This window comes from Roseobacter sp. SK209-2-6 (genome assembly GCF_000169455.1).
Taxonomy (GTDB): Bacteria; Pseudomonadota; Alphaproteobacteria; order Rhodobacterales; family Rhodobacteraceae; genus Pseudophaeobacter.
On record NZ_AAYC01000011.1, the window covers coordinates 13,710 to 30,997 of the forward strand.

Annotated in this window: 14 protein-coding genes; 12 read left to right on the top strand and 2 right to left on the bottom strand. The window is 59.6% G+C overall.

Annotation, left to right across the window (positions count from 1 at the left end; genetic code table 11):
• Positions 1–15 precede the first annotated feature (15 nt).
• The 4 genes from RSK20926_RS15960 (at position 16) to RSK20926_RS15975 (ending at position 3,186) form a co-directional block, all read left to right on the top strand.
• Positions 16–753 (top strand): 5-oxoprolinase subunit B family protein, encoded by a 738-nt coding sequence (locus RSK20926_RS15960; protein WP_008208260.1) that lies wholly within the window; start codon positions 16–18, stop codon positions 751–753.
• Positions 753–1,778 (top strand): biotin-dependent carboxyltransferase family protein, encoded by a 1,026-nt coding sequence (locus RSK20926_RS15965; protein ID WP_008208261.1) that lies wholly within the window; start codon positions 753–755, stop codon positions 1,776–1,778. Before RSK20926_RS15960 ends, RSK20926_RS15965 begins: the two co-directional genes overlap by 1 nt.
• Positions 1,775–2,548: a LamB/YcsF family protein gene (locus tag RSK20926_RS15970; RefSeq protein ID WP_008208262.1), complete on the top strand. Its 774-nt coding sequence runs from the start codon at positions 1,775–1,777 to the stop codon at positions 2,546–2,548. The genes RSK20926_RS15965 and RSK20926_RS15970 overlap by 4 nt, the downstream gene beginning before the upstream one ends.
• Positions 2,549–2,700: 152 nt before the next feature.
• Positions 2,701–3,186 (top strand): GNAT family N-acetyltransferase, encoded by a 486-nt coding sequence (locus RSK20926_RS15975; RefSeq protein ID WP_008208263.1) that lies wholly within the window; start codon positions 2,701–2,703, stop codon positions 3,184–3,186.
• Positions 3,187–3,227: 41 nt separating this feature from the next.
• Here RSK20926_RS15975 and pdxR read toward each other — a convergent pair whose 3' ends face one another.
• Entirely contained in the window at positions 3,228–4,661 is a 1,434-nt protein-coding gene (gene pdxR, locus RSK20926_RS15980; protein ID WP_008208264.1) for a MocR-like pyridoxine biosynthesis transcription factor PdxR, read from the bottom strand.
• A 627-nt stretch (positions 4,662–5,288) separates the two neighbouring features.
• Here pdxR and RSK20926_RS15985 point away from each other — a divergent pair.
• The 6 genes from RSK20926_RS15985 (at position 5,289) to RSK20926_RS16010 (ending at position 11,916) form a co-directional block, all read left to right on the top strand.
• On the top strand, positions 5,289–6,848 hold the full coding sequence (locus RSK20926_RS15985; protein WP_008208265.1) for an ABC transporter substrate-binding protein: 1,560 nt from the start codon (positions 5,289–5,291) through the stop codon (positions 6,846–6,848).
• Positions 6,849–6,981: 133 nt separating this feature from the next.
• On the top strand, positions 6,982–7,962 hold the full coding sequence (locus tag RSK20926_RS15990; RefSeq protein WP_008208268.1) for an ABC transporter permease: 981 nt from the start codon (positions 6,982–6,984) through the stop codon (positions 7,960–7,962).
• 4 nt (positions 7,963–7,966) lie between these two features.
• Positions 7,967–8,911, top strand: coding sequence for an ABC transporter permease (locus tag RSK20926_RS15995; protein WP_008208270.1), 945 nt, complete (start codon positions 7,967–7,969; stop codon positions 8,909–8,911).
• Positions 8,912–8,916: 5 nt separating this feature from the next.
• Entirely contained in the window at positions 8,917–9,918 is a 1,002-nt protein-coding gene (locus RSK20926_RS16000) for an ABC transporter ATP-binding protein (protein WP_008208273.1), read from the top strand.
• Positions 9,915–10,949 carry an ABC transporter ATP-binding protein gene (locus tag RSK20926_RS16005; RefSeq protein ID WP_008208275.1) on the top strand — a complete coding sequence of 345 codons (1,035 nt, stop codon included), beginning with the start codon at positions 9,915–9,917 and terminating at the stop codon, positions 10,947–10,949. The genes RSK20926_RS16000 and RSK20926_RS16005 overlap by 4 nt, the downstream gene beginning before the upstream one ends.
• A gap of 58 nt (positions 10,950–11,007) precedes the next feature.
• On the top strand, positions 11,008–11,916 hold the full coding sequence (locus RSK20926_RS16010; protein ID WP_008208277.1) for a LysR family transcriptional regulator: 909 nt from the start codon (positions 11,008–11,010) through the stop codon (positions 11,914–11,916).
• A gap of 117 nt (positions 11,917–12,033) precedes the next feature.
• On the opposite strand, the gene RSK20926_RS16015 is transcribed toward RSK20926_RS16010, so the two are convergent.
• A complete protein-coding gene (locus RSK20926_RS16015; protein WP_008208278.1) occupies positions 12,034–13,248 on the bottom strand; it encodes a GTP-binding protein in 1,215 nt (404 codons plus the stop codon).
• Positions 13,249–13,656: 408 nt separating this feature from the next.
• On the opposite strand from RSK20926_RS16015, the gene RSK20926_RS16020 reads away from it, so the two are divergent.
• Together RSK20926_RS16020 and RSK20926_RS16025 are read left to right on the top strand one after the other, a co-directional pair.
• A complete protein-coding gene (locus RSK20926_RS16020; protein WP_008208281.1) occupies positions 13,657–14,625 on the top strand; it encodes a LysR family transcriptional regulator in 969 nt (322 codons plus the stop codon).
• A 141-nt stretch (positions 14,626–14,766) separates the two neighbouring features.
• Positions 14,767–17,202, top strand: a complete 2,436-nt coding sequence (locus tag RSK20926_RS16025; protein WP_008208284.1) for a GcvT family protein — start codon at positions 14,767–14,769, stop codon at positions 17,200–17,202.
• The last annotated feature ends 86 nt before the right edge of the window (positions 17,203–17,288 follow it).

A 17,288-nucleotide genomic window follows, 5' to 3' on the forward strand; every position in this document is an offset into this window, starting at 1 on the left:
GGAAGGATCGGTACTATGGCCCTCTCCCCGGACTGGCCCCGGATATCTGCGCTTGGCTTTGACGGGTTTCTCGTCAGTTTTGGCGAGCATCTGACTGAAGCCGCCAACCGCGCCGCCCTTGCCTTCCGCGACGCGCTGGAGCGTGAAAGCTGGCCCTCCGCCCGTGAAAGCTCTGCCTCGCTGGTCTCGGCCTATCTGCGTTTTGACCCCTTGCGACAGGGGCATGCAGAAATCCGCGCGCTGCTACAGGATCTGCTGGCGCGGCAGGACTGGTATCAGGCGCCTTTGCCGCGCGGCCGCAGACTATGGCATGTGCCCGCCGTCTTTGGCGACACCGCCGCGCCGCAGCTGGGTGAGGCCGCTGCGGCCGCCGGGTTCACGCCGCAAGAGGCCATCGCCTCGCTGACAGAGCGCCCGGTGCGGATTCAGACCATCGGCTTTGCCCCTGGCCAGCCCTATCTGGGGGAGCTTGCACCGGAATGGGACATCCCGCGCCAGACAGAACTGACACGGCAAATCCCGGCTGGCGCCCTGGCGGTCGCCATCCGCCAGCTGGTTCTGTTTCCGATGCCAACCCCCACCGGCTGGCGGCATGTGGCGCAGACTGCCTTCCAACTGTTCCGACCCTTGGGCCAGGATCCCTTCCTCCTGCGCCCCGGCGATGAGATCCGCTTTGAACCCTTGGAGGAACAGGCCCTGCCCCGCCTGCAGCAGGATCCTGACGGCGGCGCCCGGTTCGAGGTGATCCGCTGATGGCTGAACTCATAGTCAATAGTGCCACGCCTGGCGTCTCCCTGCAGGACGCAGGACGCGCTGGGTTCCTGGCCCAAGGGGTCTCGCGCGGCGGGGCCGCCGATACGCTGGCCCTGGCGGAGGGCGCGGCGCTGCTGGGACAGGATCCTTGTTGCGCGGCGCTGGAGATGGCCGGTGCCGGCGGCCTATTCGAAGCCAGCGAGGACCTGCGCATTGCCCTGACCGGCGCGCCGATGCAGGCCAGTATCGAAGGCACGCCGCTGGTCTGGAATGCCAGCCACCTGCTGCCACGCGGCACCCGGTTGAAGATCGGCGGCTGCACCCGGGGCAGCTACGGCTATCTGCATATCGGCGGCGGCATTGAAACAGAACAGCAACTTGGCTCGCGCAGCAGCCATGCCGGGGCTGGTTTGGGTCAAATCCTGCAACCTGGTACCCGGCTTCCAGCGGGTCCCGATCAGGGCACAAAAACCACTGGCCTTCGGCTGCAGCCGGAGGAACGCTTTGACGGCGGCACCCTCAATATTCTGCGCGGGCCGCAAACCTGCCTGTTCAGCCCGGAGCAGATCGCGGGTTTTGAAAGCGCCCTGTTCCGGCGCGATAGGCGCGGCAACCGCATGGGCGCGGGGCTTACTTCGGATCAGGTGGATCTTGGCTCCGCCAAGGGCCTCAAGGTCCTCTCGGAAGTGATCGTGCCCGGAGATGTACAGATCACCGGCGATGGCACACCCTTTGTTTTGCTAAGCGATTGCCAGACCATGGGCGGCTATCCCCGCATCGGCACGGTGCTGCCCAGCGACCTGCCAAAGGTGGCCCAGGCCCGCCCCGGCGCCGCTTTCCGGTTTCACTTTGTCACCCTGGAGGAGGCGGCAGAGATCGAGGCCCGCGCGGCCGCCCGCCGGGCAGAGCTGCCAAAGGCCCTGCGCCCGCTGATCCGCGATCCGGGCACGATCTCTGATCTGCTGGCCTATCAGCTTATCAGCGGCATGACCGCCGGCGATGATCTAGAAAGGAACAGGTCATGATCACCACTATCGACCTCAATGCCGATATGGGCGAAGGCTTTGGCGCCTGGCAGATGGGCGATGACGCGGGCCTCCTGGATCTGGTTTCCTCTGCCAATATCGCCTGCGGGTTTCATGCCGGCGACCCGGATGTCATGGCGGCCACAATGCGGGAAGCTGTGTCGCGGGGCGTGGGCCTCGGCGCCCACCCCGGTTTTGCCGATCTGCAGGGATTCGGGCGCCGTGAGATGCATCTGCCAGCAGCAAGCCTCGCCAATCTTGTCGCCTATCAGACCGGCGCGGCCCAGGCCTTGGCGCGGACCTCCGGCGGCAGGCTGCGGCATCTGAAGCTGCACGGCGCCCTGGCCAATATGGCGGCGCGGGACCGGGCGATGGCGCAGACCTGCTATACAGCAGCGCTCGACACGGCACCGGATCTGATCATCATGGCCATGGCTGGCACCGCACAGGAAGACGCGGTGCGCGAACTCGGCTGCCCCGCAGCACTGGAAATTTTTGCCGACCGGGCCTATCTGCCCGATGGCAGCCTGCTGCCGCGCAGTGAGCCCGGCGCTGTGCTGCATGATGCGGAAGAGATTGCCGCGCGGGTTCTGCAAATGCTGCGAGAAGAGGCCATTGTTGCCGTGGATGGCAGACGCCTGTCCTGTCGCCTAGATACAATTTGCTTACACGGGGATACCTCTAGCGCCCTGGCGGCTGCCAAAGCCATCAAGCAAACCCTCAGCCATGCCGGGATTCAAATTGCCCGCTTTGAAGGCGCTACTGCCTAAAGAACATGCGTCTAGTTTAGACGGCTGGTCTCCACAATTGCCTCACTTCTAAACACACAGTTACTACGCGGTTTGATATTGCTATTCGCCACAAACCGCCCTCTGTTTTAGGGCGGGTAAGCCTGACGGCTTCAGCCGACATGAGGGCACAGATGACGACAACAATTCGACCAGCGAACAAGGATGACGTAGCAGCAATTACCGGGATCTTGAATGAAGCGATCCGGAAGACACTGGTGACATTCACAACCACTGAGAAGATTGAGAGTGAAATCGCGGCAAGCATCAATGCGGATGACACCCACTATCTGGTGGCCGAGCAGGCAGGCTGCGTTGTCGGCTACGCCTCGTATGGTCCGTTCCGTCAGGGGCCCGGTTACAAGCACACCAAAGAGCATACGATTCACCTAGCCCCCACAGCCAGAGGATCTGGCCTAGGGCGCGCTTTGATCGAGCAGCTCGCAGAGGAAGCCAGGGCTGAAAATGTTCATGTCCTTGTGGCAGGCATCAGCAGCGCCAATCCGGAGGCAGTCAGTTTTCATGCTGCCCTCGGCTTTATTAACATAGGACGCATGCCCGAAACGGGTCGCAAATGGGGCCAATGGCTTGACCTGATCCTGATGCAAAAGACGCTGTAAGAGACCTTCGAAACCACAGTCCCCTCTCACGCGGGAACGCTCTAACTCCTTGCGCTATTCGTCACCTGGTCCCTGTTCTCTTCCAAACAAGACTTCAGCACCGCAAGAGCTGGCTCCATTTCTTCCTCGCTAAAGGCACAAAACCCCAGGATTAGGCCATTGCAGCCAGGGGCTTCTTCGGCGTGTTCTGACAGAGCTTGAAGACGGAGGCCCCTGTCTGTGGCAAGCCTGGTCAGGCTGCGATCATCAAAGGCTTCCTTAAGGTGGAAAACCAGTTGCATTCCGGCCTGCGTATCACGGACCACACCAAAATCGGCAAAATCCTCAGCCAGCCGCGACAGAAGATATTTTCGCCGCTCCCCATAGATCCGACGCACCCGTCGAAGGTGGCGATAAAACTCACCGGAGGTGATAAATTCCGCCAGAGGCTGCTGCGGCATAATGCTCGCCTTTAACCCGCTAGCTCGCATCGATCCCTGGAACCCCTCCAAGAGTTCTTGCGGCACGATGGCATAGCCAAGGCGCAGCGCGTTTGAAAAAATCTTGGATAAGCTGCCTATGTAAATCGTTCGGTTCAAACGATCAAAACCCGCAAGCGCCGGGATGGGTCGGCCGGCATAGCGGAACTCACTGTCATAGTCGTCTTCGAGGATCCAGGCGTTCTCTTGCAGAGCCCAGCGGAGAAACTCTTGACGGCGCTCCGGTGACATGGCTCCGCCAAGTGGGAACTGATGCGATGGCGTCAATGCGACGAGTTTTGGCGGCTTGTCTTTCACCGGTAGGGTCGCGCCCTGCTCATCCACCCGGAGATAGATCGGCTTCAGCCCTTGCGCCCTTACAAAACGGAGCAAAGGCAAATAGCCTGGATCTTCTACGCCGATGCCTTCTCCGGGTTTGGCCAAAAACCGCAGGCAAATTTCCAACGCATCCGTTGCCCCCGCAGTGACGATGATTTGGTTCGGGTCAGCTTCGATCCCGCGCCATTCAGACACATGAGCTGCAATCGCCTGTCGCAGCTCAAAGTTCCCAAATACCCGCCCCCCTTCCAGAAGCTGCTGAGGGTTGCGACGACAGATGCGAGCGATTGTCTTGGCCCATTGCCGATAGGGGAATAACCGCATGTCCGGCTGCCCCGCCTCAAAACAGGCCACCTGGCGTGACTTCTCCTCCGGGGCGACCGATTGCAGGGTCATCGCTTCCGAAGGGAGTTCAACCTCCCCCACCGGGCAAAGGCGATAACCAGAGCCCGGCTGGCTCTGCAAATAGCCCTCTGCAACCAGCTGCTCATAGGCGGTGACAACCGTGGACCGAGAAACTCCCAACTCGGTTGCGAAGACCCGCGTTGGGGGCAGCAGGCTTCCTGCCGCCAAATCTCCCTTGACCGCACGCATACGAATTCCATCGCAAATCTGTTCAAAAACCGGGATCCGCGAACCGCGATCGATGGTGAAGGCCAGCCAGGGCATTTGTTTCATTTTGGCCTGCTCAAAGTTTCAGTTTTGGAGCTTCAGAACAAACCAAAACGAGGGTGGGAACAACCCCCCTACCCGGCCTTGACCTGGGAGTACTAAAAAATCTTGGTGAGACAAATCCCATCAGGGCGTCGGCAGCAAAACAATCGGCAGCTTGCCCTGCTGTTGTAGGGCGCCAAACCAAGCAATGTTTAGAAAACGCAACGAGCAGCCCAATCTTTGTCTGCGCAGCCCTGGAATGGCTTCGTCGTCAATTAGATTCTCGCGAAACACTTGGAAAACGGAGCCGCAGCAAACGGTCGCTAAGCCCCTTGAGCAATCTCGATCAGAGCGGTTTTTGCAATCGTAAATGTTGGTGTGAATCGTCGCTCAGCTTCGCAGGGCGCTTTCGAAAAAACACTAGAGCTCTTTAGCTGATGAAAAAAGTCAGGAAGTGTTTTGGGCGGGATCAGATCCATGCGCACGGCGGATCCGAACGCTTGGTTCGAGAAAGTTCCATTATTTAACAGGATCTTATTGTTCGTTTTCCGCTCTATGTGGATGTGACATAACCCTATGCAAAACCAGCATTTGCAGCTCTCCCTTTAGTAGACCTAGGCTTTGGGCAATAGAAAAACAGGGAGTAAGACTATGCAGAAATTGATGTCGCGCGTCGCTGCGGCTGCCATGGCGGCAGCCCTGTCGACCGGCGCATTTGCGGAGACCTCCATCAAGGTGGCCTATGACGCGGATCCGGTCTCGCTGGATCCCTATGAGCAGCTGTCCGGCGGCACGCTGCAGCTGAGCCACATGGTCTTTGACCCGCTGGTGCGCTGGACCCAGGACCTGCAGTTCGAAGGCCGTCTGGCGGACAGCTGGGAGCAGGTCGACGCCACCACCATGCGTTTCCACCTGCGCAAGGGGATCAAGTTCCACTCGGGCAATGCCTTCACTGCAAAAGACGTTGACTGGACCTTTGACCGGATCAAGGAGAGCGCCGACTTCAAGGGCATCTTTGCCCCCTTCACCGATGTTGTCGTGGTGGATGACCACACCATCGACCTGAAGACGGCCGAGCCCTTCCCGCTGGTTCTGCACACGGCGACCTATCTCTTTGCCATGGACAGCGCCTATTACTCCGGCACCACCGCTGAGGGCGCAGACAAATCCGAAATCGTCAAGCATGGCGACAGCTTTGCCTCGCGCAACATGTCCGGCACCGGCCCCTTTATCGTCACCGAGCGCGAGCAGGGCGTGAAAGTGGTCTTCGACCGCTATGACGGTTACTGGGACACCGCCTCGGCGGGCAATGTGGATGAGATCATCCTGACGCCGATCAAAGAAGACCCGACCCGTGTTGCGGCCCTGCTGTCCGGTGACGTGGATTTCATCGCGCCGGTGCCGCCCACCGACCTGAAGCGTGTTGAAGGTGCGGACGGCGTCAATCTGATCACCATGCCAGGCACACGCATCATCACTTTCCAGATGAACCAGAACCGGGTTGAGGCCTTCAAGGACCCCAAGGTGCGCCTGGCGATCGACTATGCGATCAACAACCAGGGCATCGTCGACCGCATCATGCGCGGCTTCGGTACCGTGGCAGGCCAGGCTTCCCCTGCGGGTTACCTGGGCTACAGCGGCGATTACGCACCGCGCTTTGATCTGGCCCGCGCCAAGGAGCTGATGTCTGAAGCAGGCTATGCCGATGGCTTCTCCGTCACCATGATGGCGCCGAACAACCGCTATGTGAACGACGACAAGATCGCCCAAGCGGTGGCCTCTATGCTGAGCCAGATCAATATCACTGTGGATCTGCAGACCATGCCCAAGGCGCAGTACTGGCCGACCTTCGACGAGCGCGCAGCAGATATGATGATGATCGGCTGGCACGCGGATACCGAAGACAGCGCCAACTTCCACCAGTTCCTGACAGCCTGCCCGAATGCCGACAACGGCAACGGCCAGTATAACTCCGGCAGCTTCTGCAATGAGGCCGCGGACAAGCTGATGGATGCGGCCAATACCGAGACCGATGTGGCCAAGCGCACCGAGGCGCTGCAGAAACTGGAAGGGATCCTCTATGATGAGGCGGCCTTTATCCCGCTGCATTGGCAGAACCTCGCTTGGGGCGCCAAGGACGGCATGAATGCGGGCGAGATCGTCAACGCGCTGAACTTCCCCTACTTTGGTGACCTGGTGGTCAGCGAGTAATCAAATCGCTTCCCGCCTTGGGAATTCCCCTTCCCAGGCGGTCAACTGGCGGGCGCAAAAGCTCTTTGCGCCCGCCTATTTCCCCTCTATGGCTTAACGGCCAGCAAGCTTTAATTTCCAGGGTGACCCATAGATGTTTGCCTATCTCGTGAAGCGAGCCATTCAGGCGGTAGCCGTGATGTTTGCGATTTCGCTGATCGCCTTTGCCATCCAGGGCAATCTCGGCGATCCGCTGCGCGAACTGGTTGGCCAGTCCGTCTCTGAAGAGGTGCGGCAGCAGCTGCGCGACGAGCTGGGGCTGAACGACCCGTTCCTCACCCAGTACCTGCGTTTTGTCGGCAATGCGCTGCAGGGCGATCTGGGCACCTCTTACTTTTTCAAAGAACCCGCGCTTGAGGTCATTCTGAAGAAATTGCCCGCCACGCTGGAGCTGGTGCTGGGCGCCACGGTGATCATCATCGGATTTTCGGTGCCCCTGGGGGTATATACCGCAATCCGTCCCGATGCGGTGCTGTCGCGGGTGATCATGGCGCTGTCGATCCTTGGCATTTCCGTGCCGGTCTTCCTGACCGCGATCATGATGATCTTTGTCTTCTCGGTGGAATGGGGCTGGCTGCCCTCCTTCGGACGCGGCGATGTGGTCCATGTCTGGGGCTACTGGGAGACCAATTTCCTGTCGCTGGACGGCTGGGAGCATATCCTGCTGCCCTCTGTCGCCCTGGCCTCAATCATGCTGCCGCTCTTTGTGCGCCTGATCCGGGCTGAGATGATGGAGGTGCTGCAGAGCGAATATGTCCGCTACGCCAAGGCCAAGGGCATCGCGCCCTGGCGGATCTACTTTATCCATGCGCTGAAAAACACGCTGCTGCCGGTCATTACCGTGGGCGGGGTGCAGATCGGCACCATGGTGGCCTATACCATCCTGACCGAGACGGTCTTTCAGTGGCCGGGCATGGGTTTCATGTTCCTGGAGGCGGTGAACCGCGTCGACACCCCCCTGATTGTGGCCTATCTCATCGTGGTTGGCTTTATCTTTGTGGTGACCAATACCATCGTCGATCTGATCTACGGGCTGGTCAATCCCACCGTGAACATTGCGCGTATGGGGGCCTGATCTGATGAGCAGCTATATCGAAACCCCGAACCAAAGCCGCCTGAACCGGATCTGGCAATCCCATATGGCCTACTCCTTCCGCCGCAACCCGGTGGCGGTGGTCTCTATGGCGGTCTTTCTGTTCATTGCGGTGACCTCTTTCCTGGCGCCTTTGATCGCACCTTACAATCCTTATGATCCGGCGCAGATCGACATCATGAATTCGGAATACCCGCCAGCCTGGGCCGAGGGTGCGCTGCCGGAGTTCCTTTTGGGAACCGATGATCAGGGCCGCGACCTTCTGTCGACCATCCTCTATGGCACCCGGCTGTCGATCATCATCGGGCTTTGTGCAGTCGGGCTGCAGGCCTTCCTCGGCATCTCGATCGGCCTGTTGGCGGGCTATATCGGCGGTCGACTCGACAGCCTCTTGATGCGGCTGGCGGATATCCAGCTGTCGTTTTCGACCCTGATGGTGGCGATCATCTTCCTCGCCGTGACCCAGGCCTTGTTCGGCTCCGAGACCTTCAACCGCTATGCGATTTTCTTTCTGGTGGCGGTGATCGGGGTCGCCGAATGGCCGCAATATGCCCGCACCGTGCGCGCCACTGTGCTGGCAGAGAAGAAAAAAGAATATGTCGACAGCGCCCGGGTGCTGGGTTTTGGCCCCATGCGCATCATGGTGCGGCACATCCTGCCCAACTCGCTGTCGCCGATCTTTGTCATCTCGACCGTGCAGGTGGCCAATGCGATCATCTCAGAGGCCTCACTCTCCTTCCTGGGGCTCGGCATGCCGCCCAGCCAGCCCTCGCTCGGCTCGCTGATCTCCTCTGGCTTTGACTATATCTTCTCGGGCAGCTGGTGGATCACCGTCATCCCCGGCATTGTCCTGGTGGTGCTGGTTCTTGTCATCAACCTTTTGGGCGACTGGATGCGCGACGTCCTGAACCCGAAACTCTACAAGGGCTGACTGCGATGAGCCTCCTCTCTGTCCGTGACCTGACCGTGAAGTTCGCCATGCGCGAGCAGACCGTGACCGCGCTCAACGGGATCTCCTTTGACCTGGCCAAAGGCGAGCGCCTGGGAATCGTCGGCGAGAGCGGTGCCGGCAAATCGATCACCGGCTTTGCCCTGATGAACCTGCTGAGCCGCCCGGGCTATATCGACAGCGGCGAGATCCTCTTTGAGGGCGACGACGTGGTGCAGATGAAGCCCAGGGCGCTGCAGGATATGCGCGGCAACCGCATGGCGATGATCTTTCAGGATCCGATGGTGACCCTGAACCCGGTCTTGACCATTGGCGAGCAAATGGTCGAGACACTGCGAGCGCACCGTCAGCTGTCGCGGGAAGAGGCGCGCCAAATCGCCATCCTGAAGCTGCGCGAGGTCTATATCCCCAGCCCCGAAGAGCGGCTGGAACAATACCCGCACGAACTTTCAGGCGGTATGCGCCAGCGCATCATCATCGCCATCGCCCTGCTGCTGGATCCGCAACTGATCATCGCGGATGAGCCGACCACGGCGCTGGATGTCACCATCCAGGCGGATATCATGGAACTGATGCTGGAGCTGTGCCAGTCCAATCAGGTGAGCCTCATCCTGATCACCCATGACCTGGGCGTGGTCAGCCAGATGACCGAGCGCACCATGGTGATGTATGCCGGCCGCATCATCGAGACCGGCAGCACCCGCGCCATCATCAACGATCCGCAGCACCCTTATACCCAGGGGCTGATCAATGCGCTGCCGCAGCAGACCAAACCCGGTCAGCGGCTGAAGCAGATTCAGGGCACCATGCCTGCCTTGGGCCGCATCCCTGCAGGCTGCCCGTTCAATCCGCGCTGCGAATATGCCACTGCCACCTGCCGCAGCCAGATCCCGCCGATGAGCCAGTTCGCCCAGGTGCAGGTGGCCTGCCATGAGGTGCAGCGGCTGCAATTCGAGGCTGAGGCCAACCGCAAGGAGGAACTGGCATGAGCACCGCCTTGCCCCGTCCGCTGCTGGACATCCGCAATCTTGAAAAACGCTTTGACCTCGACCACGGGCTCCTGGAGACGGTGAAGCTGCGCGGCGGCAAGCTGACCCGCGAGATGCGTTCGGTGCATGCGGTCAACAATGTCTCCCTTTCGGCCCAGAAAGGCGAGGCGCTCTGCGTCGTGGGTGAATCGGGCTGCGGCAAATCCACCGTGGCGCGGCTGGTTGCCGGGCTGCTGGAGCCCACCCATGGCGAGATTCATTATGACGGCAGCCGCATCGACAATCTGTCGCGCGGGGCCATGGCACCCCTGCGTAAGAAGATCCAGATGATCTTCCAGAACCCCTATGCCTCGCTCAATCCGCGCATGACCATCCAGCAGACCCTGGAAGAGCCGGTGCGGTTCCACAACCCCGGCTACTCCAAAGGCGAGATGCAGGACCGGGTGGTCGAGGTGATGCGCTCGGTCGGGGTGGATCCGGCCTGGAGCAAGCGCTACCCGCATGAATTCTCCGGCGGCCAGCGCCAGCGCATCGCCATCGCCCGCGCCCTCACCGTGGACCCTGAATTCATCATCGCCGATGAGCCGATCTCGGCGCTGGATGTCTCGATCCAGGCGCAGGTCCTGAACCTGATGCTGGAGGCCAAGGAAAGCCGCGGCCTAACCTATCTTTTCATCACCCACGACCTAAGCGTGGTGGAGCATTTCGGCACCCGGGTTGCGGTGCTTTATCTGGGATCGGTCTGCGAGGTGGCAGAGACCCGCACCCTGTTTGAGAACCCCAAACACCCCTATACACGCGCGCTCCTGTCGGCGGTGCCGCAGCTCAAAGATGACCGGCCCAATCACATCCGCCTGAAGGGCGAGATCCCGACGCCGATCAACTTGCCGCCGGGCTGTCCCTTCCAAAGCCGCTGCCCCATGGCCAATGCGCGCTGCAGTGAAGAAAAGCCAATGGCGCAGAAACAACCCGACGGAAGTCTTGTCAGCTGCCACGCAGTCGAGGAAGACCGTATCACAGAGATCGCTTGATCTTTCCTTGAATGGCAGGCCCTTTTACAAAGGGATCAACTTGACGGGTTAAAAACACGTGGAATTCAACTGGCTGAAAGATTTTATCGCTCTGGCGTCGTCGCGGAATTTCTCCCGCGCCGCGGAGGAGCGTTTTGTCAGCCAGCCAGCCTTTTCGCGCCGGATCCGGGCGCTGGAGAATGCCGTCGGGGTGCAGCTGATCAACCGCGAGACTCTGCCGCTTTCGCTGACCACCGCCGGAGAGATCTTTCTGGAGCAGTCCCATGTGATGCTGCGCACCCTGGATGAGACCATCGAGCGTTGCCAGGCGTTGGATGCAGAGGATGAGAATATCGTCCGACTTGCTGCCTCGCAGTCGATCTATACAACCTATTACAAGGCAGAGATCCTACCGCTGGTTGAGGCCTATGGGCTATCGCTGGATCTGAATTCGGTGTCCTGGCCCGCTGAAAAGTTCTCTATCATGCTGCAGCAGGGCCAGAGCGATGTGATCATCTCCTATTGGCATCCTTCTATGGGGTTTCTGTCGCCGCTCAGCGTGTCGCCCTATACTTCTTTGACCCTCGCCCGCGATATCATGGTGCCGGTGGCAAAGGCCAATCCGGATGGCTCGCCGCAGTTCCGGCTGGGCGAAAATGACAAGGCAAGGGTGCCGCTTTTGGCCTATGGCAGTGTTTCGGTGTTTCGACCTGTTGTGGAATCGATCCTGTCTGGCCGGATTGGCAGCGCCAATATCCTGCAGGTCAGCCAGAATGCGCTCTCCAGTACTGTAAAGGCAATGATCCTGGAGGGCTTTGGGCTGGGTTGGTTGCCGCAACGCATGTGCGAAGAAGAGCTGGAGAGCGGTGAGCTGGTGTTGGCTGGGGGCAAGCAATATTACAGCGAAATTGAGATCCGCGCCTACCGGGACCATAACAACAAAAAGCCCCGGCTAGAGAAGTTCTGGCAGGAGCTGGACGGCAATTAGCCCGTTTTGCTGCCTCGCATATCAAACCTTCTATCCCATAAGACGGTTTCTCAATTGGCTTCTGCCCAAGCAGGATTTGGACCCTGCTTGGGAAAGTCGCGGCTCAACCTACCTTTTTTAGGCTGCGGCTTGCGCGCGTCGCCAGATCGGGAAAGGGTCTGGAAAATCCGGAAGCGTATCAGGGCCGATGGCTACGCTTGTGGGCACCAGGCAGCGATCCATCTTCTGTTTTAGACTGGGCCAATCAATGCCAGCACCGATAAAGACGATCTCCTGCCGTCTGTCGCCCCAAGGATCCTGCCAATGGGCCTGCATATAAGAACGCGCCGCGTCATGTGTCGGGCGTTGCGCCTCTGGCACTGCGGCCCACCAGGTCCCCAGGGGTTGAATGCCCGACAAAGCACCCGCCAAGGAAAACTCCGCAACCCAATCCGGCCGGGTTGCAATCCAGAAATGCCCCTTGGCGCGGATCACCCCCGGCAGATCCCCGTTGAGGACTTCAAGAATGCGTTCGGGTACAAAGGGGCGGCGCGCGCGGTAGACATAGGAGGCAATACCGTATTCTTCGGTCTCGGGTACATGATCGGCAAAACCATAAAGCTCCTTGGCCCACATTGGGTGCTCATGCGCCTTGTCAAAGTCAAACAACCCGGTATTCAGGATCTTCTCTGCCGGAACTTTTGAGTGGTTCGCTTCAATAATTTCAGCATCAGCGTTGAGGCTGCGGATGATCTGACGTGCTGCCTCCAACTTCTGAGGGCCCGCATCAGCAACTTTGTTGAGGATGACCACATCTGCGAACTCGATCTGGTCCGTCAGCAAATGAACCAGCGTTCGATCATCCTCTTCCCCCATGGTCTCACCACGATCTTGTAAAAAGTCATGGGAGGAAAAATCGTTCAACAGGTTCACCGCATCTACCACCGTCACCATAGTATCCAGGCGCGCCACATCGGACAGGCTGTTGCCAAGCTCGTCCCGGAAATCAAATGTTGTCGCCACGGGCAGGGGTTCAGAAATTCCGGTGGATTCGATCAGCAGATAGTCAAAGCGCCCCTCTCCGGCCAAGAGGCGTACCTCCTCCAGCAGATCATCGCGCAGAGTACAGCAGATGCAGCCGTTAGACATTTCCACCAGTGTTTCATCTGTGCGGCTCAGCTCTGTATCCGCCCGCACCAGATCCGCATCTATATTCACCTCGGACATGTCATTGACGATGACCGCCACGCGTTTCCCTTCGCGGTTGTTGAGAATATTGTTGAGAAGGGTGGTTTTACCGGCGCCCAGGAAGCCAGACAGTACTGTTACTGGCAGGCGCGTATCTTTGTTCATTTTGAAATCCTGTTTTGATGTTTAGTATGTTATAACGTAACATTTACCAAAGGCAATACAGGAGCAAAACCCCAAGAGGCTTCGAAGCATGGCAAGCCGATTGGTCAAAGCACTAGAGACTATTCGGAGGCCGCTCCAGATCAATTGGCTTCATTTGAGCTCTTCCTTTGCCAGGTCTGCCTTTACAGAAGTGAGCTCCGCCGCCCATTTTTTTGGCCAAGCGCCTATCGGTTTGAGCAGGTCTCCAACCATCCCCTCAATCTCTGTCTTTCACCCGCTCAACGCGCTACGCCGGGCAATTCAGAACCTCAGTTGCGAAATACTAGAAACTGTAGTTCGATCAGCCCCAACGGTCTGACCTGCCCCAAAAGCGACGGTCCCCGGCAAAGACGAACAAAGGACAGCGAGATGCAGCGCACAGATCTGAGCCTGAAATGGCTCGAAGTTTTCCAGCTCGCGGCCTCCTTGGGGTCAGCCCAAGCGGTGGCACGGGAAACCGGCCTGTCCATCAGCACGGTTTCTCACCATCTGCACCGGCTGGAAGATCAGCTTGGGGTCAGCCTTCTGGATCACAAGAAACGTCCGATGGTTTTGACCCCTGCCGGCAGTATCTTCCTCAAATATATCGAAGAGGCACTGGGTTTGATCCGCAAAGCCCAGGCAGAGGCCAGTTCTGGAAACCTCCATGAGGCGCGGCAATTGCGTCTGGGATTGATTGAAGATTTCGACAGTGAGATCGGGCCAGAACTGGCTGTCTATCTGGCCTCTCATATGCCCAAATGCAGCTTTACCCATCACACCCGCGCCAGCCATGATATCCTGGAGCTTCTGCGCAAGCGCCGGATCGATATTGGCCTCGCCAACCGCCCCGGTGAAACTGTGCATGACCTGCAGGAAACGCCTTTCCTGCGGGATCCCTTTGTGCTGGCTCTGCCAGTGAATACCCCCTTCGAGCCTGAGGACTTTCTTGCAGGCCAAACCAATTTGCCCTTCCTGCGTTACAGCACAGCCGAGATCATCAGCGGCCAGATCGAAACCCAGCTGCGGCGCCTGAAAATCGCGCTGCCGCAGCGGTTCGAAATCGAAAGCAACCAAACCCTGATGGCGATGGTGGCCTCCGGCAACGGTTGGGCCGTTACCACTCCGCTCTGTTACATGCGCGCCAAGAGGTTCCACCGGCAGGTCAAACTGCACCCATTTCCGGAAAAGAGCTTTGCCCGCCACCTTTCCATGTTCGCGACGCCGGAGTGCGCCAAGACCTCGCAGCAGATCGTACATAAGACCTTGCAGAATCTGGTCCTGAAACGCGCGCTCAAACCCGCGCTGGAAATGATGCCCTGGCTGCACGGGATGTTCGAACTCGATCCCTGCGACTGACTTCTCGCCTGGGCTTGTTTGAATCGGATCCGCAAATACTCGAAATGCACATCCTAATTTTTCGAAAGATTTTCGAAAGATTTGACCCCAGCCACCGCTTCCTGCCCTTGATGCGACATATCCAGGCGGGAGCGACTATTCATGAAAACCAGAACCAGGGCTGTTGTTATCGGTGGCGGAATCGCGGGTTGCTCCGCGCTTTATCATCTGACCCAGGAGGGCTGGGCCGATGTGGTTCTGGTTGAGCGCGATGAACTGACCAGCGGCACCACCTGGCATTCGGCGGCACAGGTGACCAACTTTGGCATGAACCAGACCATGGTGGGTCTCAAAAGCCATTCGATCAAGCTCTACCAGGAGCTGGCCAATGACCCGGATTACCCGATCAATTACCACCACGGCGACGGTGGCATCCGGCTGGCCAATACCGAGGCGCAGATGCAGGGCTACCGGCATTTTGCTTCGATGGCGCGGGGCATGGATGTGCATTTCGAGGTCATCGATGCCGAAGAATGTGCCCGCCGTCATCCGCTGGTCTCAACCGAGAACCTCCTGGGCGGGCTTTGGGATCCCTTTGATGGCGACATCGACCCCGCACAACTGTGCCAGGCATTAGCGCGCCGCGCCCGCAAAGCAGGTGCCGAGGTCTACCGCAACACCCCCGTCACCGGGCTCACCCAGCACCCCGACGACACCTGGACGGTGCATACCGCCAAGGGCGATATCGATTGCGACGTGGTGGTCAATGCCTGCGGCTACCGGGTGAATGAGGTGGCCGCGATGATGGGCGTGCATCACCCCGTGGCTTCGATGGAGCACCAGTATTTCCTGACCGAGGAGATCCCCGCCATCAAGGAGGCCGGCCACCGGATGCCGCTCCTGCGCTGCCCCATCTCGGACTACTACTGTCGTCAGGAGAAAAACGGCCTCCTGGTTGGGTTCTATGAGCAGGATTGCAAGACCTGGGGCATGGACGGGATCGACCCGAATTTTGTCAATGCGCTCTGCCCCGATGATCTGGATAGGGTCACGGATGTGCTGGAGGGCGCCTTTGCCCGCATGCCCGCGCTGATGGAGACCGGGATCCATACCGTGGTAAACGGCCCGATCACCTATACCATCGACGGCGCGCCGCTGGTGGGGCCAATTCCGGGCAAGCGCAATGCCTATTGCATCATCGGGCTGCGGGCGGGCCTGGGCGAAGGCGGCGGCCATGGTTGGCTCCTGGCGCAGCAGATCGTCCATGGCGAGGCCTGCTATGACACCTGGTGCATCGACCCCCGCCGCTTCGGCCCGCATACAAATGTGGAACTCACCGCCCTGAAGGCCATCGAGGATTATCAGAACGAGTTCCGCTTCCACTTCCCGCATGAGCACCGTCCGGCAGGCCGCAATGCCCGCACCACGCCGCTCACGCCCATTCTGGCGTCCGAGGGTGCGGAATTCGCCGTGGTCAACGGCTGGGAGCGCATGGACTACTTGAAGCCAAGCCCGGAGTTCCACCCCAGCCTCAGCTTCGGATTTGACGAGGCCTTTGATCTGGTCGCCGCCGAAGTGAAAAATGTGCAGGAAAACGTTGGCCTGGCAGAGGTCAATGGCTTCAACCGCATCGAGATCACCGGCACGGACCGCCACAGCTTCCTCGGCCGGATGTTCTGCACCAAAGTGACGCAAAAGCCCGGGCGCGTCGGCCTTGGCTATCTCTTGAACCATCATGGCATGGTCAAGGGTGAAGCGACCCTGGCCAATCTGCCCGCCTCGGACCGCGGGCCAGAGCGTATCTGGTACGGCTCCGCCGCCGCCAGCGAGCTGCATGACATGGACTGGCTCTGCCAGCATATCCAGCCGGGCGAGGATGTTCAGATCCGTTCCCTGACCAATGACCAGACCATTCTGGTCCTGGCCGGCCCCCGGGCGCGCGATGTGCTCTCCCGCGCAGCCCGGGGTGACTGGTCGCGCCAGGCCTTCCCCTGGCTTTCGGCCCGCGAATGCTTTATCGGCATCGCCCCGGCAACGGTGCTGGGCGTCAGCTTCTCCGGTGAGCTGGCCTATGAGATCCATGTGCCAAACGCCTCGCTCTATGCCGCCTATCAGGCCCTGTGCGAGGCCGGGAAGGAGCATGGCTTGCAGCTTTTCGGAGCCCGCGCGGTAGATTCGATGCGGATGGAGAAGGGCTTCCTGCACTGGAAGGCGGATCTGCTGACAGAATTCGACCCCTATGAGACCGGGCTGGAGCGTTTTGTGCATCCGGACAAGGGTGATTTCATCGGTAAGCCCGCGCTGATGGAGCACCTGCAGCGCGGCCCGCGCAAAAAGCTGGTGACGCTGAAGATCGCCAGCACAAGCATGCCCGCCCATGGCGGCGCCTCGCTGATGCTGGGGGAAGAGGTCATTGGCACCGTAACCTCAGGCGACTGGGGCCATCGCACCGGGCTCAACCTCGCCTATGCCTTTGTTGATCCGGCGCAGGCGGAAATTGGCAATACCCTGCAGTTGGACGCCTGCGGCGAGAGGGTCCCGGCAGAGGTGATTGTCCCCTGCCCCTATGATCCAGACTACACCCGCATGCGCAGCTAGCCTGCCCAAACACATTCGAGGGTTCAGGGCGGGGACGCGCTCTGAACCCTCGACAGAAAGCCTGAGGAAGATCTTGGGGCTGGGCA